Origin of the sequence: Pseudoglutamicibacter albus, assembly GCF_022346425.1 — a bacterium.
In the GTDB taxonomy this organism is placed as follows: domain Bacteria; phylum Actinomycetota; class Actinomycetes; order Actinomycetales; family Micrococcaceae; genus Pseudoglutamicibacter; species Pseudoglutamicibacter albus.
In genome coordinates this window covers 22861-41510 of the sequence record NZ_JAKRCW010000012.1, presented here as the reverse complement: position 1 = coordinate 41510, position 18650 = coordinate 22861, and the positions used below count along the sequence as shown (strand labels likewise).

The window sequence follows — 18650 nt, the reverse complement described above, 5'->3', positions numbered from 1 at the left end:
ATCGTTAACGCGGGCGTTATCCCGTAGGCTTAGATGTATGCCTGCCTTTACTCTTGAGGATTTGATGTCCAAAGGCGTCAAGGGCCGTACGGTTCTTGTACGCTCCGATTTGAACGTTCCACTCGACGATGACCGCAACGTCACCGATGCTGGCCGCGTTAAGGCCTCGATTCCGGTGATTTCGCGTCTGAGCAACGCTGGTGCCCGGGTGATTGTGATGGCACACCTGGGTCGGCCGAAAGGGGAGCCTGATCCGGCGCTTTCGATCCGCCCGGCAGCTGAAAAGCTCGCTGAGCTGAGCGGCTTGAACGTCACGGTCGCTGAAGACGTTGTAGGGGAGTCCGCGCAGTCCTTGGCTCAGGAGCTTGCCGATGGTGAGGTTCTGGTGATCGAGAACGTTCGCTTTGAAGCTGGCGAGACGTCCAAGGATGACGCCGAGCGTGAGGAACTCGCGAAGCGCTACGCCGCACTTGCCGGCGAGGACGGCGCGTATGTGGACGATGCGTTCGGTGCGGTGCACCGTAAGCATGCCTCGGTTTTCGATATCGCACGCCTTCTGCCGGCGTACCAGGGGGACCTGGTTCGTGATGAACTTGAGGTCTTGAAGCGTTTGACGGTTGAGCCTCAGCGCCACTTCGTTGTAGTTCTGGGTGGGGCGAAGGTCTCTGACAAGCTCGCTGTGATCGAGCGTTTGCTCACCGTTGCTGACCAGATTCTGGTGGGCGGCGGAATGGTCTTCACGTTCTTGAAGGCTAAAGGCTATGAGATCGGTAGCTCGCTGGTTGAAGAGGATCAGCTTGAGACGGTCAAGGGTTACCTTGACCGTTCCGGAACCGAAGGGCACGCCGAGATCATCCTTCCAAGCGACATCGTGATGGCTGATTCCTTCGCTGCTGATGCCGCCCACGAAACCCGCTCGGTTGAAGACCTGACTGGCGGCAGCATCGGGCAGGCCGGCATGGGCTTGGATATTGGCCAGGTTTCCGCTGGAACCTTCGGAGAGAAGATTGTCACCGCAGCCACGGTGTTTTGGAACGGCCCGATGGGCGTGTTCGAGTTCCCGGCATTCGCTGCGGGTACGCGCGCTGTAGCGAGCGCGCTGGAGCGCTCTGAGGCGTTCACGGTCGTGGGTGGCGGCGACTCGGCTGCTGCGGTTCGTAGCCTGGGCCATCACGATGCTGATTTCGGGCACATCTCAACCGGTGGTGGCGCATCCCTTGAATACCTTGAAGGTAAGGAACTTCCAGGGCTGACTGTTCTGGAGGAGAGCAACTAGATGGCACACATCACCAACGGTGAATTCGCTCGCCGTCCACTGATTGCCGGCAACTGGAAGATGAACATGGATCATCGCCAGGGCATCACGTTGCTTCAAAAAACGGTGTGGACGTTGCAGGACGCGAACCATAACTTTGATCGAGTCGAGGTAGCGGTCTTCCCGCCGTTTACTGACCTGCGTAGCGTTCAGACGCTGGTTGCGGGGGACGATCTCCCGGTGGTCTATGGCGCTCAAGACATCTCCGAGCATGACGAGGGGGCGTACACGGGCGAGATTTCCGGGCAGTTCCTGGACTCCCTGGGGTGCACCTATACGCTCGTGGGCCACTCGGAACGCCGCACACTGCATCAGGAAACCGATGAGGTAGTTTCCGCTAAGACAGCCGCGGCGCTGCGCCACGAGATCACGCCTGTGGTGTGCGTAGGTGAACCGCTTGAGGTACGCCAAGCGCAGCAACACGTTGAGCACACGCTTGAACAGGTCAAAGCCGTGATCAGCTCGCTGGATGTGCACACGGTCTCGAAGCTCGTGCTCGCTTATGAGCCGGTGTGGGCGATCGGGACCGGCGAGGTCGCTGGACCGGAAGACGCCCAGGAGATGGCTCACGCTATCCGGGAGTGTGTCAACCAGATCCACGGCGAGGATGCCGCTAACGGCGTACGTATCCTGTACGGTGGGTCAGTGAAAGCAACTAACGTCGCGGAGATCATGCAAGAAGCCGATGTTGACGGTGTTCTTGTGGGAGGCGCAAGCCTCGATGCCGTGGAATTTGCTAATATTGCTAGGTTCGAACAGCACTACGCATAGACGCGGAGTGCGAAGCGAACACTTTGAATCAGTTTTGACGTATTTAGAAGCTCGAGGAGATCATGTCGGGTTTGATCAACGCCTCGCAGGTCACCCTGCAGATCCTTGTACTTATTACCAGCATCCTGCTGATTATGACGGTGCTGTTCCATAAGGGCCGTGGCGGCGGCATCTCGGATCTGTTCGGCGGCGGTATGGCCTCATCGATGCAGTCTTCCGGTAGTGCTGAGCGAACGCTGAACAAGATCACCGTTACGATCTCGATCGTGTGGGCTGTGTGCATCGTTCTGCTTGCTCTTCTGATGCGGCTGAACGTCGAGGCCTAGACAGCCTGAGCAACATAGACGTTGGAGGCGGACCATTTCGGTCCGCCTCCAACGTGTTTAAGCCCGCCGCGGCAGGCTCGCTTGGATATCGAGGTTGCTTGGGTACTGAGGCTCGCTTGGGCTTCTAGATGTGATTCAGTGTTCAGGAGCGCTTGAGTATCTCGGTGAGCTTGTCCACGATGTACGGCAATCCTACCGCTGGGTCGTCGGCTTTGATCATGAGGACGGGACGTCCGCGCCCGGCGAGCACGCGTGCGTCTCCGGTGGCTTGTGCTGCAAGCTGTTCACCGCCGGTATGGTCCAGGCCAGGGATGTCGATGTCGTTGACGGTTCCGGCGAGGATGTGTATGAAGATACCTTCCGCTGGACCGCCCTTGTGGGCTTGTCCGGTCGAGTGCAGGAAACGGGGCCCCCAACCGAATGCGGTTGGACGTTTGAAGATCTCTAAGAGGGCCGTCTGCAAGGTAGCGGCGATCTCACGGTGCTTGTTGCGGTCAGCGAACACGTTGACCGCAACATAGCTACGCGATGTGGAGGCGGCACCGAGTTCCTCGATAGCCGAGGAAAGGTCGGTGATGTTCGCGTTGTTCGCCCAATCGCCGTATGCGGCGATACGGACCGGACCGTCAGCGATGTTCGGGGGAGTCTGAGCGTTGCCGGGTTCGCCCGCTAGGAGGCTGCGAGCTGCCACTTTGGAGGTCTCGACATCCGGCTGGTCGAATGGGTTGACGCCGATCAGACGGCACGCCACCGCGACCGCGTACTCCCACACCATGAATTGTGCAGCGATCGAACCCGCGACGGTGATGCCTGGGCCCGCGGGCGTGTGGGCGCCATCGTTGGTGCCTTGCAAGTAGACGTGCAGAACATCCTCTGCCTCATCTAGTAGCGCATCCTCGGCTGATGAGGCCAACTGTACGGTGGGCACAAGCCCCAAACCCTGTTTGCCAGTGGATTCGGCTACGAGCTGTTCGATCCACGCACTGAATCCTGGCAGGTGGGTGGTGTCATCATGGATCACAAGCTTATTTCGCTGTGGATGCTGGCCCGCTAAAGCCGCGCCCAAGATGAGTGCGGGGTTCTCGCGATGATCCCGGATGCATTCGGCTTGCGCCGCCATCGCCTCATCGAGTAGGCGCTCAACATCGACGCCGGCGAGACCGGTTGGCACGAGCCCGAAAGCAGCCAGAGCAGAGAAACGACCACCAACCGTTGGGTCTGCGGTGAACATCGTGAGCCTGTGCTGATGCGCTAGTTGCTCAAGCGGGGAGTCAGGGTCAGTAATGACCAGAACGTGCTCAGTGAGCCTCAAACCAGCCCGCTGGACGGCCTCGCTGAAAACCCGGAAAGCAACGTCCATCTCAAGGGTGCTTCCGGATTTAGAGGCCACGATCATCAGCGTCGAATCAAGGTGTGTCAGTGTTGCGGCGAGCATCCCAGGATCGGTTGAATCGATCACGCTGAGCTCCACACCTGCTGCGCGAGACACAACCTCTGAAGCCAGCGTGGAACCACCCGTGCCCGCCAGGATGATCCGTTTGATGCCGCGTTCTTTCAGCTCATCCCGCAACTCGATGATGGGGTCAATGAGCGGGCCAGACGCAGGAAAAGGGTTCGCCCAGCCAAGCCGATGCACAGCCTCGAGTGCGGCTTTCTTGCCCCACAGGGAAGAGTCCTTAGCCGCAAGGCGGGAAGCCACACGGTCCTTGACCAGCTGAGGCACTAAAGCGTTGACCGCCTCCTCGGTTTCGAGGTGGGCGGTTGTCGAAAGCATCGTCATCTCTAGCGTTCCGATGCAGCCTGAAGTTCAGCCTCGAGCCGCGTCAGCAGGTCCTTCCATGCTGCAACAAACTTCTGGACGCCTTCGGTCTCCAGCTTTGCGATGACCTCGTTGTAGTCGATTCCGAGTTCACTGAGCTCATCGAGGATCACGTCTTGCTCACGGTAGGTTCCGCTCACTGTGTCCTTACCGTCACCGCCGTGATCAGCTACCGCCTTGAGTGTGGCCTCAGGCAACGTCGTGACAGTCTGAGCGGCAACGAGCTCATCCACGTAGAGCGTGTCTGCGTAGTCGGGGTTCTTGACCCCGGTCGAAGCCCACAGGGGACGCTGCGGATGCGCACCTTGAGCCGCGAGTGTCTTCCACCGCTGGGTCAGCGATACTTCACGGAAAATCTCGTAGGCCAAACGCGCGTTAGCCAGCCCCGCTTTACCTCGCAGCGCAAGAGCCTCAGGGGAACCGATCGCATCCAGGCGCGCATCCACCTCGGTATCCAGACGGGAAATGAAGAAAGACGCAACGGAATGGATGCTGGCCAGGTCCAGCCCGGTATCCCGGGCCTTCTCAAGGCCACGCAAGAAAGCGGAGAGAACCTCGCGATAACGCTGCAGACCAAAAATCAAGGTCACGTTGACGCTGATACCGCGGGCAAGGCACTCGGTGATGGCAGGCAGACCCTCATCCGTTGCCGGGATCTTGATCATGACGTTGGGACGGTTCAGGGACTCCCACAACGCTACTGCCTGATCGATCGTTGCCTGCGTATCGAAAGCGTGGCGTGGATCCACCTCGATCGAGACACGACCATCCACGCCGTCCGTCGCATCATAGATAGGCCGCAACAAGTCAGCGGCCTGCGCGACGTCCTTCGAAGTGATCGCAACCACCGCATCGTCGACTGAAGCGTTCTGAGCGGCCTGCTCAGCGATGTCAGCGGCATAGCTTTCCGAATCAGCAAGCGCGGAGGCGAAAATCGCAGGATTAGTGGTCACACCGGTGACGTTCACCTCACGCATCAAAGATTCCAGCGAGCCGCTCGTGATGCGGTGACGAGACAAATCATCAAGCCAAATGGAAACACCGGCATCGGAAAGGGCCTGCGTATGAACGTTAGACATGAACGGGGACAACTCCTGAATCAAGAACAGTTCAAGTGTAAAAACAGCGGTGAGCGCCCGGCACACACGCGTGCCTCTCGGGCGTGCTTGCGGCTCGCGGGGCGAGCGCACACACGTTATTCCATCGTTAGCGGGCAGCGAGGGCTTCTGCAGCCTCGACAACAGCCTCAGAAGTGATACCGAACTTACGGTACAGCGTGTCACCGTCCGCGGAGGCGCCGAAGTGATCCAAGCCAACGATGCGGCCGTTGCTACCAACCCATTCGTACCAGCTCATCGGGTGAGCCGCTTCCACCGCTACACGCGCAGTGACCTCAGATGGCAGGACCTTTTCGCGGTACTCGGCATCCTGGGTGCGGAACCATTCGATGCACGGCATCGAAACCACGCGGGCGGCGATCCCGCGTTCGACCAGCGTCTTCTGTGCCTCCACGGCGAGGCCAACCTCGGAGCCTGTACCGATCAGGATGACATCCGGGGTGACGTCCTCGCCGTCGCGGGTCGCTTCACGCAGGATGTATGCGCCGCGTTCAGCATTCTCGGCTGCGGCGAAACCGTCTTCCTCACGCGGCAGGGTCTCTACACCTTGACGGGTCAAGACGATCGCGGTCGGGTGATCGGTGGTCTCAAGCATCTTCTTCCACGCGACTGAGACCTCGTTGGCGTCCGCTGGGCGGATCACATCAAGGTTCGGGATCGCGCGCAAGGAAGCGAGCTGCTCGACCGGCTGGTGGGTCGGGCCGTCCTCACCCAAACCGATCGAATCGTGCGTCCACACGTAGATCGAGGGGATACCCATCAGCGCGGACAAACGCACTGCAGGGCGCATGTAGTCGGAGAAGATCAGGAACGTGCCTGAGTAGGCCCTGGTCGGGGAGGAGGTCACGATGCCGTTGACGATCGCACCGGCAGCGTGCTCACGGATACCGAAGTGCAGGTTGCGCCCGCCCGGGCACGCCTCATACATGCCGGTAGCCCACGTGGACGGGTTGAAAGACTTAGCGCCGTTGATGAACGTGTTGTTCGAACCTGCAAGGTCCGCTGAGCCGCCCCACAGCTCGGGAAGCACAGGGGCCAGTGCGTTGATGACCTTGCCGGAGGCGGCACGGGTAGCGATCGTCTCACCGGCCTCAAAGTGAGGCAGGGCTTCAGTCCAGCCCTCAGGCAGCTCGCCCTTCTCAAGGCGGTCATACAGCGCTACAGTGTCACCCTCGGAGCGCGCGCGCCACGCATCCATCGCGGCGTCCCATTCCTTACGCAACTGTTCACCGCGTTCTTGAGCCTTGCGCGTGTAGGTAAGCACTGCATCGTCAACAACAAAGCTGCGCTCAGGGTCAAAACCCACCGCTTTCTTCAAACCAGCGACCTCGTCGCCGCCGAGCTTGGCGCCGTGGATACCGCCGGTGTTCTGCTTGGTGGGTGAAGGCCAACCGATTACGGTGCGCAAAGCGATCAGCGAAGGCCGGTCGGTTTCTGCCTTAGCGGCCTCGATCGCCTCGTTCAGTGCCTCCATGTCCTCGACGTAGTCGCCAGTGCGCAACCAGTCGACGCGCTGGGTGTGCCAGCCGTAAGCGCGGTAGCGGGCTTCGACGTCTTCAGTGAACGCTACATTCGTGTCGTCCTCGATGGAGATCTCGTTGTCATCCCAAATGACCACGAGCTGACCCAGCTGCTGGTGACCAGCCAGCGAAGACGCCTCGGATGTAACGCCTTCCTGCAGATCGCCATCGGATGCGATCACATAGATACGGTGGTCAAACGGCGACTCACCAGCAGGGGCATCTTTATCAAATAGACGACGCATGCGGCGCTGAGCGTAAGCGAAACCAACAGCTGAAGCCAAGCCCTGACCCAGCGGGCCCGTGGTGAACTCAACGCCTGCAGTGTGACCGTACTCTGGGTGGCCCGGGGTCAACGCATCCCAGGTGCGAAGAGCTTTCATATCATCAAGGCTCAGACCGTAGCCGGTCATGAACAGCTGTGTATAGAGAGTCAGCGAAGTATGACCAGGGGAGAGGATGAAACGGTCGCGGCCCGCCCACTGAGGGTCCTGAGGGTTGTGGCGAATATGCTTCTGGAACAGCAGGTGAGCTACGGGTGCGAGCGAGATGGCGGTGCCTGGGTGACCATTGCCCACCTTCTCAACCGCATCAGCGGCCAAAACTCGTGCGGTATCTACCGCGGCGGCATCTTCTTGTGTCCAGGTGAAGGTCTGGCTCGCCGAAGGCATTAATGGTCCTTTCGAACTACTCGCTAACAGAACGGTCACTTAACGCTGAAGATCAGTGACGTATCGAGGCTGTATCTAAGCCTACCCGCAGATGTCAGGGAAGCGAGCGCATAGGACGGTAGAATAGGTGGAAGAATGCAGGAATCGTCTCTTCCTGTGCCCCGCATCACTGCGCCCCGCGGTTTGGCGCGACCCAACGTCATGAGGTAACAGTCAATGTCCACCTTGAGCCATCAGGAAACGTCTACTCCCGCCGTGCCGCGCCATCAGCGCCAGCCCGGCGAGACACATGGCGTCTTCCTCTCGCGCAAGGCTAAAGCGTACTTGGCTCTGACCAAGCCGCGCGTGATCGAGCTGTTGCTTGTGACCACGTTGCCGACCATGATCTTCGCTCAACGCGGCTGGCCGGACCTGGTTGCGATGCTGGCAACCAACATCGGTGGGGCGATGGCTGCCGGTAGCGCTGGCGTGTTCAACTGCTATTTTGACCGGGACATGGACAAGGTCATGAACCGGACCAAGAACAGGCCGCTGGTGACCGGGGAAATCACGCCGAACGCCGCACTCGTGTTCGGGTGGATTCTAGGTGTTGCCTCGATCGCGGTGTTGTGGGCTGGAACCAACCTTCTGACTGCCGCGTTGGGTCTTGCTGCGATCCTCTTCTATGTGGTCCTCTACACACTGATCCTTAAGCGCAAGACCACCCAAAACATCGTGTGGGGCGGCATCGCAGGCTGCATGCCTGTTCTGATCGCGTGGGCTGCTGTGAAGAACACGATCGAGTGGCCTGCCATCGTCTTGTTCCTCATCATCTTCTTGTGGACCCCGCCGCACTACTGGCCGCTGTCCATGAAGTATTCGGAGGACTACGAACGCGCCGACGTTCCGATGCTGGGTGCTGTTGCCCAAGGTCGCACGGTGTCCGCTCAGGTTGTTGTGTACGCGTGGGCTACGGTCGCGTGCTCGCTGTTGCTGATCCCGATGGGGGACGCCGGCATCGTGTACACAGTGGTTGCGCTGGCCTCGGGTGGATGGTTCATTTGGGAATCCCATATTCTGCACCGTGAAGCGGCACAGGATCACAGCGCGAAGAGCCTCAACCGGAAGGCTATGCGCGTGTTCCACCTCTCGATCATGTACCTCACGCTTCTGTTCATTGGCCTGGCGATCGACCCGTTCGTCGGATCGCCGCTTCTGGGCTAGAGCATATTTACTTACAGACAGAGCCGCGCTTCACTCGCTGAGTGAAGCGCGGCTCTCTCGTTTGGTTGGGTTTCGCGTGGCTGGTGTTGCCGTGCGTCTGGTGCTGGCTAGTTGACGGTACGGTCCCACACGTTGGTCACCGCGGAGAGCAGTAGTGCCGAGCCGAGCATATGTGCCAGAACCAGGCCGATCGGAAGGCCTGAGAAGTGCTGCCAATAGCCGATGCCTGCCTGGATGAGGATCACGCCGATCGCCATGAGGTAGGCGTTCTTGAGGCTCGCGATGTTGCGGCGCATCACAATGACAAGGCCAACGATGATCAGCAACGTCATCGCGTAGACGGGGATGGTGTGCATCCGAGTCACGATGAGGGCGTTGAACGTGTGTCGTGGCGCGCTTTCGTCACCTGCGTGCGGGCCGGTGCCGGTCACGGTAGTTCCCATCACGATGATCCAAGCGGCCAGAGCCCATGCAGTCGCCGCGATCACACGCAGCGGGCCAAACACTGGCTGCGGAGTGAACGGCACGTTTTCCTTGAGGGCTACAGAGCTTTCGACGCCTGGGTTGCGGTAGGCGCGGCCGGTGCGGTTGACGAGCAGAACCGCGAGAGCCACGCACGCGGCGGATGCAAGGAAGTGCAGTGAGACGACCCAGGGGTTGAGCTTGGTGAGAACCGTCATGCCGCCGATCACAGCCTGTGCCGGGATGATGCCTAGAAGCGCCCAGGACAGCACGAAGATGTTCTTGTGAGCCTTGCGGGAACGCCACGCGGCAACGATCATCGTGACTGCGATCGCCGCAAGCACGAAGGTCAGGGTGCGGTTGCCGAATTCGATGAGACCGTGGATACCCATTTCCGGGGTAGGGGTCATGGTTTCAGGCGTGCACTTGGGCCATTCGGAACAACCGAGGCCGGATTTGGTCAACCGGACGGCACCACCGGTCACGATGATCCCGATCTGTGAGATCAGGGAAGCGATTGCTAGACCGTGAGCGGTTTTCGTCACCGGCTGGTAGCCGCTGGCTTGTGCGCCAGTTGGCTGGGTTGGCGACGAGGTGGTCGCTGTCATGACGGTTCCTTTCTGGGGCTCGGTGTGAGGTTCGGTTGTGGGCTCGAATGGGGCAGGCTCATCATCAAGAAGCGCAATGCCGCACCGTCAATTCTCCCACCTAAAGTTGCGTATTGCGGCCGCGACGAGGATCAGGGCCCACCCGGCGAGCACGATCGTGGCTTGGATGTTGATGTGGCCGTGTGCAAGCGCGTCGCGCATTCCTTCGCCGAGCGCTGCGGAAGGCAAGAGCTGTACGAAACCTGCGAGCGCATCGTGCAGGCGGGTCAGGGGCATGAGCACGCCGCCGATCGCAGCGATCAGAACGAGGCCGATGTTGGTGATGGCGAGCGTTGCTTGTGCTCGCACGGTTCCAGCGATCAGTAGGCCCAGAGCAGTGAATGTGATGACGCCAAGAACCCCGATGAGAACGGCCCATCCGAACGTGGGTTTTGGTTGCCATCCGAGGAACACCGCGACGGTGCTGAGCACGGCCACGTGGAGTAACGCGACTATGGCGACGGCCGTGATCTTGCCGAGGATGAGCCCTGACTTGCCGAGGGGAGTTGTGGCCAGCGCACGCAACACGCCGTACTGTCGGTCGAAGCCGGTTTGGATCGCTTGGCCAGTGAAGCCCACGCTCACGAGTGCGAGTGCGAGCACGCCCGGGGTTGCAGCGTTGATGCGGGTGTCCGCGATGCCGTCGAGTACCGATGTGGTGGTCAGAGCCCCGAGTGCGAGCAACGGCAGGATGAGGGAGACCAGGAGTTGCTCCGCATTGGTCACGATGATCCGGGTTTCGTAGCCGGCATGGCGCAGGATCCGGGTGAGCGCGGGAGCCGGAAGGCTTGCAGTCGTAGTCATGTCAGGCCTCGCCTTCGGTGGATTGCGATGCGACCTCAAGGAAAACGTCCTCGAGGCTACGGCGTCCCAGGTGCATACTGGTGGGCATGAGGTCTGCCTTCTCGAGCGCAGATGCTAGTTCGCGCAGCTGCTGGGGAGCCGTCACATCCTCGATAGTCCATGCGCCTGGTCTTGTGTTGGTTGCGGTGAGGTGCACGCCGGTTTGGTCAAGGATGCGTGCGAGGTCAACGGCCTCGGGGAGAGTGAGACTGAGGCTTGCCGTTGAGTCGGCGTCTAAGAGGTCAGACACACTCGACTGCTTCACGACGCGTCCGCGGTCCATGATGAGGATGTAATCGGAGAGCCGTTCGGCCTCTTCGAGCAGGTGGGTTGTGAGAACAACCGCCGCGCCATCGCTTGTGAGTTCTTTGATGATGTCGAAGACAAGCAGTCGTGACTGTGGGTCAAGCCCAGCACTTGGCTCATCGAGGAAGAGAACTTCGGGCCGCCCCAGCATCGCCATCGCGAGGGAAACCCGCTGTTTCTCGCCACCTGAGAGGCGCCGGATGGAGCGGCGCGCGAGGTGCGCGATGTTGAGCTGCTCCATGAGCTCAGGCAGCGGGCGGGGATTCTGGAACAGGCCCGCAACGTGTTTGAGCAGACGTAGTGGGGTCTGTGCTGGTGGTAGTCCACCGTCTTGCAACATGACGCCTACACGGGAGCGCAATGTGGCAGACGCACCCCAAGGGGTCTGGCCCAGCAAAGAAATTTTTCCGGCGTCAGGCTTTTGCAAGCCCTGGCAGCACGCGAGGGTTGTGGATTTACCTGCACCGTTCGTTCCGAGCAGAGTCGTCACCTGCCCACGCGCCGCGGTGAAGGACACGCCTTGAACTGCCTTGATAGGGCGGGTTTTCGAACCGAAAGCTTTCGCAAGCCCCGAAACCTCGAGGGCAACATCCGCAGCCTGCGTTTCGGGCACGGAAACCTGGGGTAAATGATGTTGGGCCACGGTGCCATCGTATCGAGCCACGCGCGCGATCCCGGATCGAGTAGTTACGATGGTGGACAGTTGCGTTAACCCTCAACGAGGAAAGGTGGCAAACGTTCATGTCTGCCCAGACCAGCAACTCTGCTCAGTCCAGCAACTCTGCCCAAGCTAGCAACTCTGCCCAGACGAGCAACGATGCTGTTGATCGCGATACGCGGGATGGGGCCGCTGAACGCGAGCCGCACCTTGCCCCGGAAGAATCCACGCGCGACCGCGTGTTGCATAGCGTCATGATGAACGGCCCCATCACCGCGGCCAAACTCGGCAAAGAACTAGGCCACACCGCAGCCGCGATCCGCCGCCACCTCGACAAACTCGAAGAAGAAGGCCTCATCGAAGTCAAAGAGATGGGGCACAAGCCATCCCGAGCCGGACGCCCCGCACGCCACTACGTGGTCAACCCACAAGGCCAATCCCAGTGGGGCTCCCGAAACGCTGACGTAGCGATCAAAGCCATCTCCCGTCTGTACGCACTTGGCGGGGAACGCGCAGTAGAAGAGTTCGCACGCGAACTCGCACTCGAACAAGAAGCCCGCTACACCGCGATGCTTGAAGGCACCGAAAAAGGGCCCGAGCGCATCGAGGCACTAGCCCGCGCGCTCGCCGCCGACGGCTACATGGGATTCACACGGGACGTCTCGATCCCTGCCGGCAGGACCCCGATGCGGGCTAAACAGATCTGCCAGGCTCACTGCCCGGTGGTGGATATCGCAGCGGCGGTGCCCGCGATTTGTGATGCGGAAACAGAAATGTTCCAGCGGGTCTTGGGTGTCGATGTGCGGCGGTTGTCGACGATGGCGGCCGGCGGGCACGTCTGCACCACCCACGTGCCTGTTGAGCGCGGCTCTGCCGGTAGGGGTACGCCCGTTCCGCGGGAGAAAGTTACCCGCGTGGCTGGGCCGCGGCGCCCATCGGCTGATAAGTAGGCCTTGGACAGCGCATGACGGATCGTGACCACAGCGAATCGCGAGCATAGTGGTCGCCAGCACAGCGGATCGCGGTAGGTATATCCCATGAATGAACTGAGGCGTGGCTTAGTTGACGCAGATGCCGAATAACGCAACAGTTAAGTTCGGTAATTCAGTTTTTTGGGCGGCGGGACGGAATAAATCCCACACCGCCACCGTTGTACCGCAATGGCAACTCGCGCGCTCAACGTTGACAGCGTATCTGGGCGCAGACGCCGAACACCGATATCGGCGTCAGAGGAAAACATCTCATTGGAACAAACATCAGTGACCCGACGCTGGCGAGTGCCAGCAGAGAAGAGGACGCGATGACGGATCAACAGGCGCCTAGCGCAAAGGATCCAGGTGTAATCGCCGAAATCCTCGAGGCGAACCCGGAACTCGAGGGTATTGGTAACTACGAATACGGTTGGGTTGACTCCGACGCCGCCGGACAGGACGCAGAGCGTGGCCTCGACGAAGACCGCGTGCGCTCCATCTCGGCTAAGAAGGACGAACCCGAATGGATGCTCAACAGGCGTCTGCGCGCACTGAAGTACTTTGAACGCAAGCCAATGCCAACCTGGGGCCCAGACCTCTCCGGCATCGACTTCGACAACATCAAGTACTTCGTCCGTGCTTCCGAAGGCCAGGCCCAAACCTGGGAAGACCTTCCAGAAGATATCCGCAACACGTACGAAAAGCTTGGCATCCCAGAGGCAGAACGCAACCGCCTCGTAGCTGGTGTTGCCGCCCAGTACGAATCCGAGGTTGTCTACCACCAGATCCGCGAGGACCTTGAAGAACAAGGTGTCATCTTCCTTGACACTGACACCGCTTTGAAAGAGCACCCGGAGTTCTTCGAAGAGTACTTCGGCACCGTGATCCCAGCTGGCGATAACAAGTTCGCGGCACTCAACACCGCAGTGTGGTCCGGCGGTTCCTTCGTCTACGTCCCGAAGGGTGTACACGTCGAGATCCCGCTGCAGGCCTACTTCCGCATCAACACGGAGAACATGGGCCAGTTTGAACGCACCCTCATCATCGCTGACGAGGATTCCTACGTTCACTACATTGAAGGCTGCACGGCCCCGATCTATAAGTCGGACTCCCTGCACTCCGCTGTGGTTGAGATCATCGCGAAGAAGGGTGCCCGCGTTCGCTACACGACCGTCCAGAACTGGTCGAACAACGTGTACAACCTCGTCACCAAGCGCGCAGTATGCGAAGAAGGCGCGGTCATGGAATGGGTCGATGGCAACATCGGTTCCAAAGTCACCATGAAGTACCCGGCTGTCTACCTCACTGGTGAACACGCCCGCGGCGAGACCCTTTCGATCGCGTTCGCTGGTGCCGGCCAGCACCAGGACACCGGCTCGAAGATGGTGCACATCGCACCAAACACCTCGTCCTCGATCGTCGCGAAGTCGATCGCCCGTAACGGCGGCCGCTCCGGTTACCGCGGCCTCGTGCAGGTGCGTGAAGGTGCCCACGGTGTCAAGAACAACACCGAATGTGATGCGCTCTTGGTCGATACGATCTCGCGTTCGGACACCTACCCGTACATCGACATCCGTGAGGACGACGTACAGATGGGCCACGAAGCCACAGTTTCGAAGGTTTCCGAAGACCAACTGTTCTACCTCATGGCCCGCGGTATTCCTGAAGACGAAGCGATGGCGCTCATCGTTCGCGGCTTCGTCGAGCCGATCTCCCGCGAGCTCCCGATGGAGTACGCGCTTGAACTCAACCGTCTAATTGAACTTCAGATGGAAGGATCTGTTGGCTGATATGTCTGAGACGACTTCCACACAGCGTCCACAGGGCGCACCACTGATCGCGGGCTTCACGGAGGAAGGCGAAGACCTATCCCCGATGAACGCTGATCAGGCTCACGGCGGTAGCCCCATCGCAGGGGCTGCCGTGAAGAGCCACTCCCACGGCGGGGCAGCCGAGGGCTGGGGTGGCGCTAACGATTCTTCGCGTGCCGGCCGCGCCACGAGCTTCAACGTTGAAGACTTCCCGCAGCTCACCGGCCGTGAAGAGGATTTCCGCTTCACCCCACTGCGCCGCCTGAAAGGCCTCCACAAGGATGATCTGACAGGTACTGCACCGAGCCTGAACCAAGAGGTCCTCACCGGTACCGGCGAGGTCCGCATCGAACAGGTCGCCCAGGATCACGCGGCCGTTTCCTTCATGGAGCCAGAAGACCGGCTCTCGGCGAACGCCTACGCAGCCGCCAAACACGTGGATCTCGTGACAGTTCCCGCTGAAACCGACGGGCTCGTCACCAAGCTCACGCTACGTGGTGAGCATCAGGACCCGGCAGGCCAGCACATCACGGTTGTAGCCGAGCCCGGCTCCAAGGCAACCGTCGTGTTCGACCACGTAGGTTCGGCGGTTCTGACCCAGCACATCGAATACGACGTCAAGGACGGCGCTGAGCTGACCATCGTTTCGCTACAGAACTGGGAAGACGACGCCGTGCATGCTGCGAACATGCAGGCACGCCTCGGCGCTGAGGCCAAACTCAAGCACGTGGTGGTGACCTTCGGTGGAGACCTCGTCCGCCTGACGCCATCGGTACGTTTCGCGGGTGAACGAGGCGAAGCCTACGTCTACGGGTTGTACTTCACCGACGCGGGCCAGCACCAAGAACACCGCCTGTTCATCAACCATGCATCCGCCAACTGCACGTCCGATGCCCTCTATAAGGGTGCGTTGCAGGGCGACGGTGCGCACTCGGTGTGGGTTGGCGACGTCCTCATCCCGGTTGCCGGTGAAGGCACCACAACCTACGAAGCCAACCGTAACCTCGTGCTGTCCGAAGGCGCACGCGCCGACTCGGTGCCGAACCTCGAAATCGAGACCGGCGTCATCGAAGGTGCAGGCCACGCGGCAACCACGGGTCGCTTCGATGACGAGCACCTGTTCTACCTCATGGCCCGCGGTATCGACGAGAAAACGGCGCGCCGCTTGGTGGTCCGTGGCTTCCTGAACGAAATCATCCAGAAGATCGATGTTCCAGAGATTGAGGATTCCCTCAACACGACCATCGAGGCCGAGCTGGCCGTCAACGATAACTGACCTTCACTTCTCACAAGGAGAATCGACTTTTCATGAACACTCTTGAAATCAAAGACCTGAAGGTCGGCATCGAGACCGATCAGGGATTCAAGGAAATCCTCAAAGGAGTCAACCTGACCATCAAGCCAGGTGAGACCCACGCGATCATGGGCCCTAACGGCTCCGGTAAGTCCACGCTCGCTGCAACCATCGCAGGCCACCCGTCTTACATCGTGACCGGCGGCTCCATCACCCTCGACGGTGAGGACGTCTTGGAGATGGAAGTTGACGAGCGCGCTAAAGCCGGATTGTTCCTCGCGATGCAGTACCCAGTCGAGGTGCCGGGCGTTACCATGACGAACTTCCTGCGTACCGCCAAGACTGCACTCGATGGCGAGGCACCGAAGCTGCGCACGTGGGCTAAGGACGTCAAGGGTGCTTTCGAAGCGCTCAAGATGGATCCAGAGTTCGCTAACCGCAACATCAACGAAGGCTTCTCAGGTGGCGAGAAGAAGCGAGCTGAAATCATCCAGATGGAACTGTTCAAGCCAAAGTATGCGGTACTTGACGAGACCGACTCCGGCTTGGACGTCGATGCTCTGCGCATCGTTTCCGAAGGTGTGAACCGTGTCCAGGAAAGCAACAACATGGGTGTCATGCTGATCACGCACTACACCCGCATCCTGAACTACATCAAGCCTGACTTTGTGCACGTGTTCGTTGACGGCCACATGGTTGATCAGGGCGGCCCAGAGCTCGCTACCAAGCTTGAAGAAGAGGGGTACGACAAGTACCTCGCTAAGGCGTGATCCCTCATGGCTGAGAACGCAAAAGATCTGGCACCCATCGAGGATGTCACCGAGGCGTTGCATGAGGTGATTGACCCGGAGCTTGGCGTCAATGTGGTTGACCTCGGGTTGCTCTACGGCATGGCATATGACGACGAGGGTGCGCTCGTGATCGACATGACGCTCACCACGGCGGCGTGCCCGCTCTCCGATGTGATTGAAGATCAGATCGACTCGGCTATTGGCACCATGGTTGATGAATACCGCGTCAACTGGGTGTGGATGCCGCCGTGGGGTCCTGAACGGATCACCGAAGACGGCCGCGACCAGATGCGCGCGCTCGGATTCAACATCTAAGCAGAGCGTTATCTAGAAGCTCACGCTTGGGCTAGAACTGTGCGGGGTTGAGTATCTATACGGTGCTCAACCCCGCACAGCTTTAACTATTAGCGACCAGGAAGTCACGCGTGAAGGTGCCCGCGCGGTGAAAGGCACAGCGTTTTCGCGCCAACCCCTGGGTAGACTAGGAAAGTTCGTTTTCAGCCGTATTGGGGGTTGTCTTGATTTCCGTGGACAATGTGGAGCTGCGCGTGGGTGCGCGCCTGCTCATGGACGAGGTCTCGTTCAGGGTTGACCGCGGAGACAAGATCGGCTTGGTGGGGCGTAACGGCGCCGGAAAAACAACGTTAACGAAAGTGTTGGCTGGCCAGGGGCTCCCGGCCGACGGCAGCATCGAACGCCGCGGAGAGATCGGCTATCTTCCGCAGGACACCCATCTTCCGGATATGCAACAGCTGGCTCGCGACCGCATCTTATCGGCCCGTGGCCTCGATAACGTCATAACCAAGTTGCGTGAATCGCAAGCACAGATGGCCAGTGATGACCCGGCTATTGCGCAGAAGGCGATGCGCCGCTATGACCGCTTGGAGGCCCAGTTTTTAGCCGCGGGAGGTTATGCGGCTGAATCAGAAGCGGCAACCATCTGCAATAACCTCGACTTACCTGAGCGGGTCTTGGCTCAACCGATCGGTACGCTCTCGGGTGGTCAACGCCGCCGTGTTGAGCTTGCCCGCATCCTGTATTCGCAAGCCGACACGCTGCTATTGGATGAGCCGACCAACCATTTGGATGCAGACTCGATCATCTGGCTGCGGGAGTTCCTGCAGGCCTATGAGGGCGGGTTCGTGATCATTTCCCACGATACGGACTTGCTGGAGGCGGTTGTGAACAAGGTGTTCCACCTGGACGCCAACCGTGCCACGATCGACCAATATAACCTCGGGTGGAAGAAGTACCTGGAGCAGCGGGAAACCGATGAGCGGGCCCGCCGCCGTGAAGCCGCCAACGTCCAAAAGAAGGCATCGGCGTTGTTGGCTCAGGCAGATAAGATGCGTGCTAAGGCTACCAAGGCTGTGGCGGCGCAGTCCATGATCAAACGCGCGGAACGCATGTTGCGGGGCATCGAGCCTGAACGGCAAGCGGATAAGGTTGCGGCGCTTCGCTTCCCGGACCCGGCCCCGTGCGGGAAAGTGCCTATCTCTGCGGAAGGTTTGAGCCGCTCCTACGGTTCACTCGAGATCTTCACTGGCCTGGATCTTGCGGTCGACCGTGGTTCCCGTGTGGTCGTGTTGGGTCTCAACGGTGCCGGTAAAACCACGCTGTTGCGCCTGCTTGCCGGGGTTGATGAACCGAACTCTGGGCAGGTCGTTTACGGGCATGGATGCAAGATCGGTTATTTCGCTCAGGAACACGACACGATCGATGGTGAGAAAACCGTGTTGGAGAATATGCGCCGCACCGCACCGAGCCATTTAGGGGATGCCCAAGTGCGTTCGATCTTGGGTTCGTTCTTGTTCTCTGGTGATGACGTGGACAAACCCGCACGTGTGCTCTCAGGTGGCGAGAAAACCCGCCTAGCTTTGGCGATGATCGTGGCTTCGCATGCGAACGTGTTGCTCCTGGACGAGCCCACTAACAACCTTGACCCGGCCTCTCGTGAACAGATCCTTGGTGCGTTGGCAACCTATGAGGGCGCGGTGATCTTGGTGTCCCACGATGAGGGAGCGGTAGCCGCGCTCAACCCTGAACGGGTCCTGCTCTTGCCAGATGGCACCGAGGACTTGTTCAACGACGAATACCTCGAGCTCGTTTCCTTAGCATAGAGAA

The 18650-nt window shown here is 59.9% G+C and carries 16 protein-coding genes; 10 read left to right on the top strand and 6 right to left on the bottom strand.

The window, feature by feature from the left end; all coding sequences use genetic code 11:
- Positions 1-37: 37 nt before the first annotated feature.
- The 3 genes from MHJ63_RS07895 (at position 38) to secG (ending at position 2412) form a co-directional block, all read left to right on the top strand.
- Entirely contained in the window at positions 38-1276 is a 1239-nt protein-coding gene (locus MHJ63_RS07895; RefSeq protein ID WP_239446913.1) for a phosphoglycerate kinase, read from the top strand.
- The gene (gene tpiA, locus MHJ63_RS07890) at positions 1277-2086 is read left to right on the top strand and encodes a triose-phosphate isomerase (protein ID WP_070490637.1); all 810 of its coding nucleotides are present in this window, start codon (positions 1277-1279) and stop codon (positions 2084-2086) included. It begins immediately after the preceding gene.
- 74 nt (positions 2087-2160) lie between these two features.
- Positions 2161-2412 (top strand): preprotein translocase subunit SecG, encoded by a 252-nt coding sequence (gene secG / locus MHJ63_RS07885; RefSeq protein WP_141739900.1) that lies wholly within the window; start codon positions 2161-2163, stop codon positions 2410-2412.
- 142 nt (positions 2413-2554) lie between these two features.
- On the opposite strand, the gene MHJ63_RS07880 is transcribed toward secG, so the two are convergent.
- The 3 genes from MHJ63_RS07880 to tkt form a co-directional block, all read right to left on the bottom strand.
- Positions 2555-4186, bottom strand: a complete 1632-nt coding sequence (locus tag MHJ63_RS07880; RefSeq protein ID WP_070508134.1) for a hypothetical protein — start codon at positions 4184-4186, stop codon at positions 2555-2557.
- A gap of 8 nt (positions 4187-4194) precedes the next feature.
- Positions 4195-5310, bottom strand: coding sequence for a transaldolase (gene tal / locus MHJ63_RS07875; RefSeq protein WP_070508135.1), 1116 nt, complete (start codon positions 5308-5310; stop codon positions 4195-4197).
- A 127-nt stretch (positions 5311-5437) separates the two neighbouring features.
- A complete protein-coding gene (gene tkt / locus MHJ63_RS07870; RefSeq protein ID WP_070508112.1) occupies positions 5438-7540 on the bottom strand; it encodes a transketolase in 2103 nt (700 codons plus the stop codon).
- 216 nt (positions 7541-7756) lie between these two features.
- On the opposite strand from tkt, the gene MHJ63_RS07865 reads away from it, so the two are divergent.
- Positions 7757-8743 carry a heme o synthase gene (locus MHJ63_RS07865; protein ID WP_035755640.1) on the top strand — a complete coding sequence of 329 codons (987 nt, stop codon included), beginning with the start codon at positions 7757-7759 and terminating at the stop codon, positions 8741-8743.
- A gap of 107 nt (positions 8744-8850) precedes the next feature.
- Here MHJ63_RS07865 and MHJ63_RS07860 read toward each other — a convergent pair whose 3' ends face one another.
- The 3 genes from MHJ63_RS07860 to MHJ63_RS07850 all read right to left on the bottom strand — a co-directional run bounded on the left by MHJ63_RS07860 (position 8851) and on the right by MHJ63_RS07850 (position 11665).
- On the bottom strand, positions 8851-9813 hold the full coding sequence (locus MHJ63_RS07860; RefSeq protein ID WP_035755642.1) for a COX15/CtaA family protein: 963 nt from the start codon (positions 9811-9813) through the stop codon (positions 8851-8853).
- A gap of 87 nt (positions 9814-9900) precedes the next feature.
- Positions 9901-10656, bottom strand: a complete 756-nt coding sequence (locus tag MHJ63_RS07855; protein ID WP_239446911.1) for an ABC transporter permease — start codon at positions 10654-10656, stop codon at positions 9901-9903.
- Between the two features lies 1 nt (position 10657).
- A complete protein-coding gene (locus tag MHJ63_RS07850; RefSeq protein ID WP_239446909.1) occupies positions 10658-11665 on the bottom strand; it encodes an ABC transporter ATP-binding protein in 1008 nt (335 codons plus the stop codon).
- Positions 11666-11742: 77 nt separating this feature from the next.
- On the opposite strand from MHJ63_RS07850, the gene MHJ63_RS07845 reads away from it, so the two are divergent.
- The 6 genes from MHJ63_RS07845 (at position 11743) to MHJ63_RS07820 (ending at position 18646) form a co-directional block, all read left to right on the top strand.
- Positions 11743-12609, top strand: a complete 867-nt coding sequence (locus MHJ63_RS07845; RefSeq protein ID WP_239446907.1) for a helix-turn-helix transcriptional regulator — start codon at positions 11743-11745, stop codon at positions 12607-12609.
- Positions 12610-12959: 350 nt separating this feature from the next.
- Positions 12960-14420, top strand: a complete 1461-nt coding sequence (sufB, locus tag MHJ63_RS07840; protein WP_035755647.1) for a Fe-S cluster assembly protein SufB — start codon at positions 12960-12962, stop codon at positions 14418-14420.
- 1 nt (position 14421) lies between these two features.
- Positions 14422-15717, top strand: a complete 1296-nt coding sequence (gene sufD / locus MHJ63_RS07835; RefSeq protein WP_239446899.1) for a Fe-S cluster assembly protein SufD — start codon at positions 14422-14424, stop codon at positions 15715-15717.
- 32 nt (positions 15718-15749) lie between these two features.
- Positions 15750-16505, top strand: coding sequence for a Fe-S cluster assembly ATPase SufC (sufC, locus tag MHJ63_RS07830; RefSeq protein ID WP_070508115.1), 756 nt, complete (start codon positions 15750-15752; stop codon positions 16503-16505).
- 6 nt (positions 16506-16511) lie between these two features.
- Positions 16512-16841 carry a metal-sulfur cluster assembly factor gene (locus MHJ63_RS07825; protein ID WP_035755651.1) on the top strand — a complete coding sequence of 110 codons (330 nt, stop codon included), beginning with the start codon at positions 16512-16514 and terminating at the stop codon, positions 16839-16841.
- A 203-nt stretch (positions 16842-17044) separates the two neighbouring features.
- Positions 17045-18646, top strand: coding sequence for an ABC-F family ATP-binding cassette domain-containing protein (locus MHJ63_RS07820; RefSeq protein WP_070508136.1), 1602 nt, complete (start codon positions 17045-17047; stop codon positions 18644-18646).
- The last annotated feature ends 4 nt before the right edge of the window (positions 18647-18650 follow it).

Excerpts from the sequence above, each read along its gene's own strand:
- sufC (WP_070508115.1), top strand. The coding sequence starts at position 15,750 with ATGAACACTCTTGAAATCAAAGACCTGAAGGTCGGCATCGAGACCGAT.
- sufB (WP_035755647.1), top strand. The coding sequence starts at position 12,960 with ATGACGGATCAACAGGCGCCTAGCGCAAAGGATCCAGGTGTAATCGCC.
- MHJ63_RS07880 (WP_070508134.1), bottom strand. The coding sequence starts at position 4,186 with ATGCTTTCGACAACCGCCCACCTCGAAACCGAGGAGGCGGTCAACGCT.
- tpiA (WP_070490637.1), top strand. The coding sequence starts at position 1,277 with ATGGCACACATCACCAACGGTGAATTCGCTCGCCGTCCACTGATTGCC.
- sufD (WP_239446899.1), top strand. The coding sequence starts at position 14,422 with ATGTCTGAGACGACTTCCACACAGCGTCCACAGGGCGCACCACTGATC.
- MHJ63_RS07845 (WP_239446907.1), top strand. The coding sequence starts at position 11,743 with ATGTCTGCCCAGACCAGCAACTCTGCTCAGTCCAGCAACTCTGCCCAA.
- MHJ63_RS07855 (WP_239446911.1), bottom strand. The coding sequence starts at position 10,656 with ATGACTACGACTGCAAGCCTTCCGGCTCCCGCGCTCACCCGGATCCTG.
- MHJ63_RS07895 (WP_239446913.1), top strand. The coding sequence starts at position 38 with ATGCCTGCCTTTACTCTTGAGGATTTGATGTCCAAAGGCGTCAAGGGC.
- MHJ63_RS07860 (WP_035755642.1), bottom strand. The coding sequence starts at position 9,813 with ATGACAGCGACCACCTCGTCGCCAACCCAGCCAACTGGCGCACAAGCC.
- MHJ63_RS07825 (WP_035755651.1), top strand. The coding sequence starts at position 16,512 with ATGGCTGAGAACGCAAAAGATCTGGCACCCATCGAGGATGTCACCGAG.
- tal (WP_070508135.1), bottom strand. The coding sequence starts at position 5,310 with ATGTCTAACGTTCATACGCAGGCCCTTTCCGATGCCGGTGTTTCCATT.
- tkt (WP_070508112.1), bottom strand. The coding sequence starts at position 7,540 with ATGCCTTCGGCGAGCCAGACCTTCACCTGGACACAAGAAGATGCCGCC.
- MHJ63_RS07865 (WP_035755640.1), top strand. The coding sequence starts at position 7,757 with ATGTCCACCTTGAGCCATCAGGAAACGTCTACTCCCGCCGTGCCGCGC.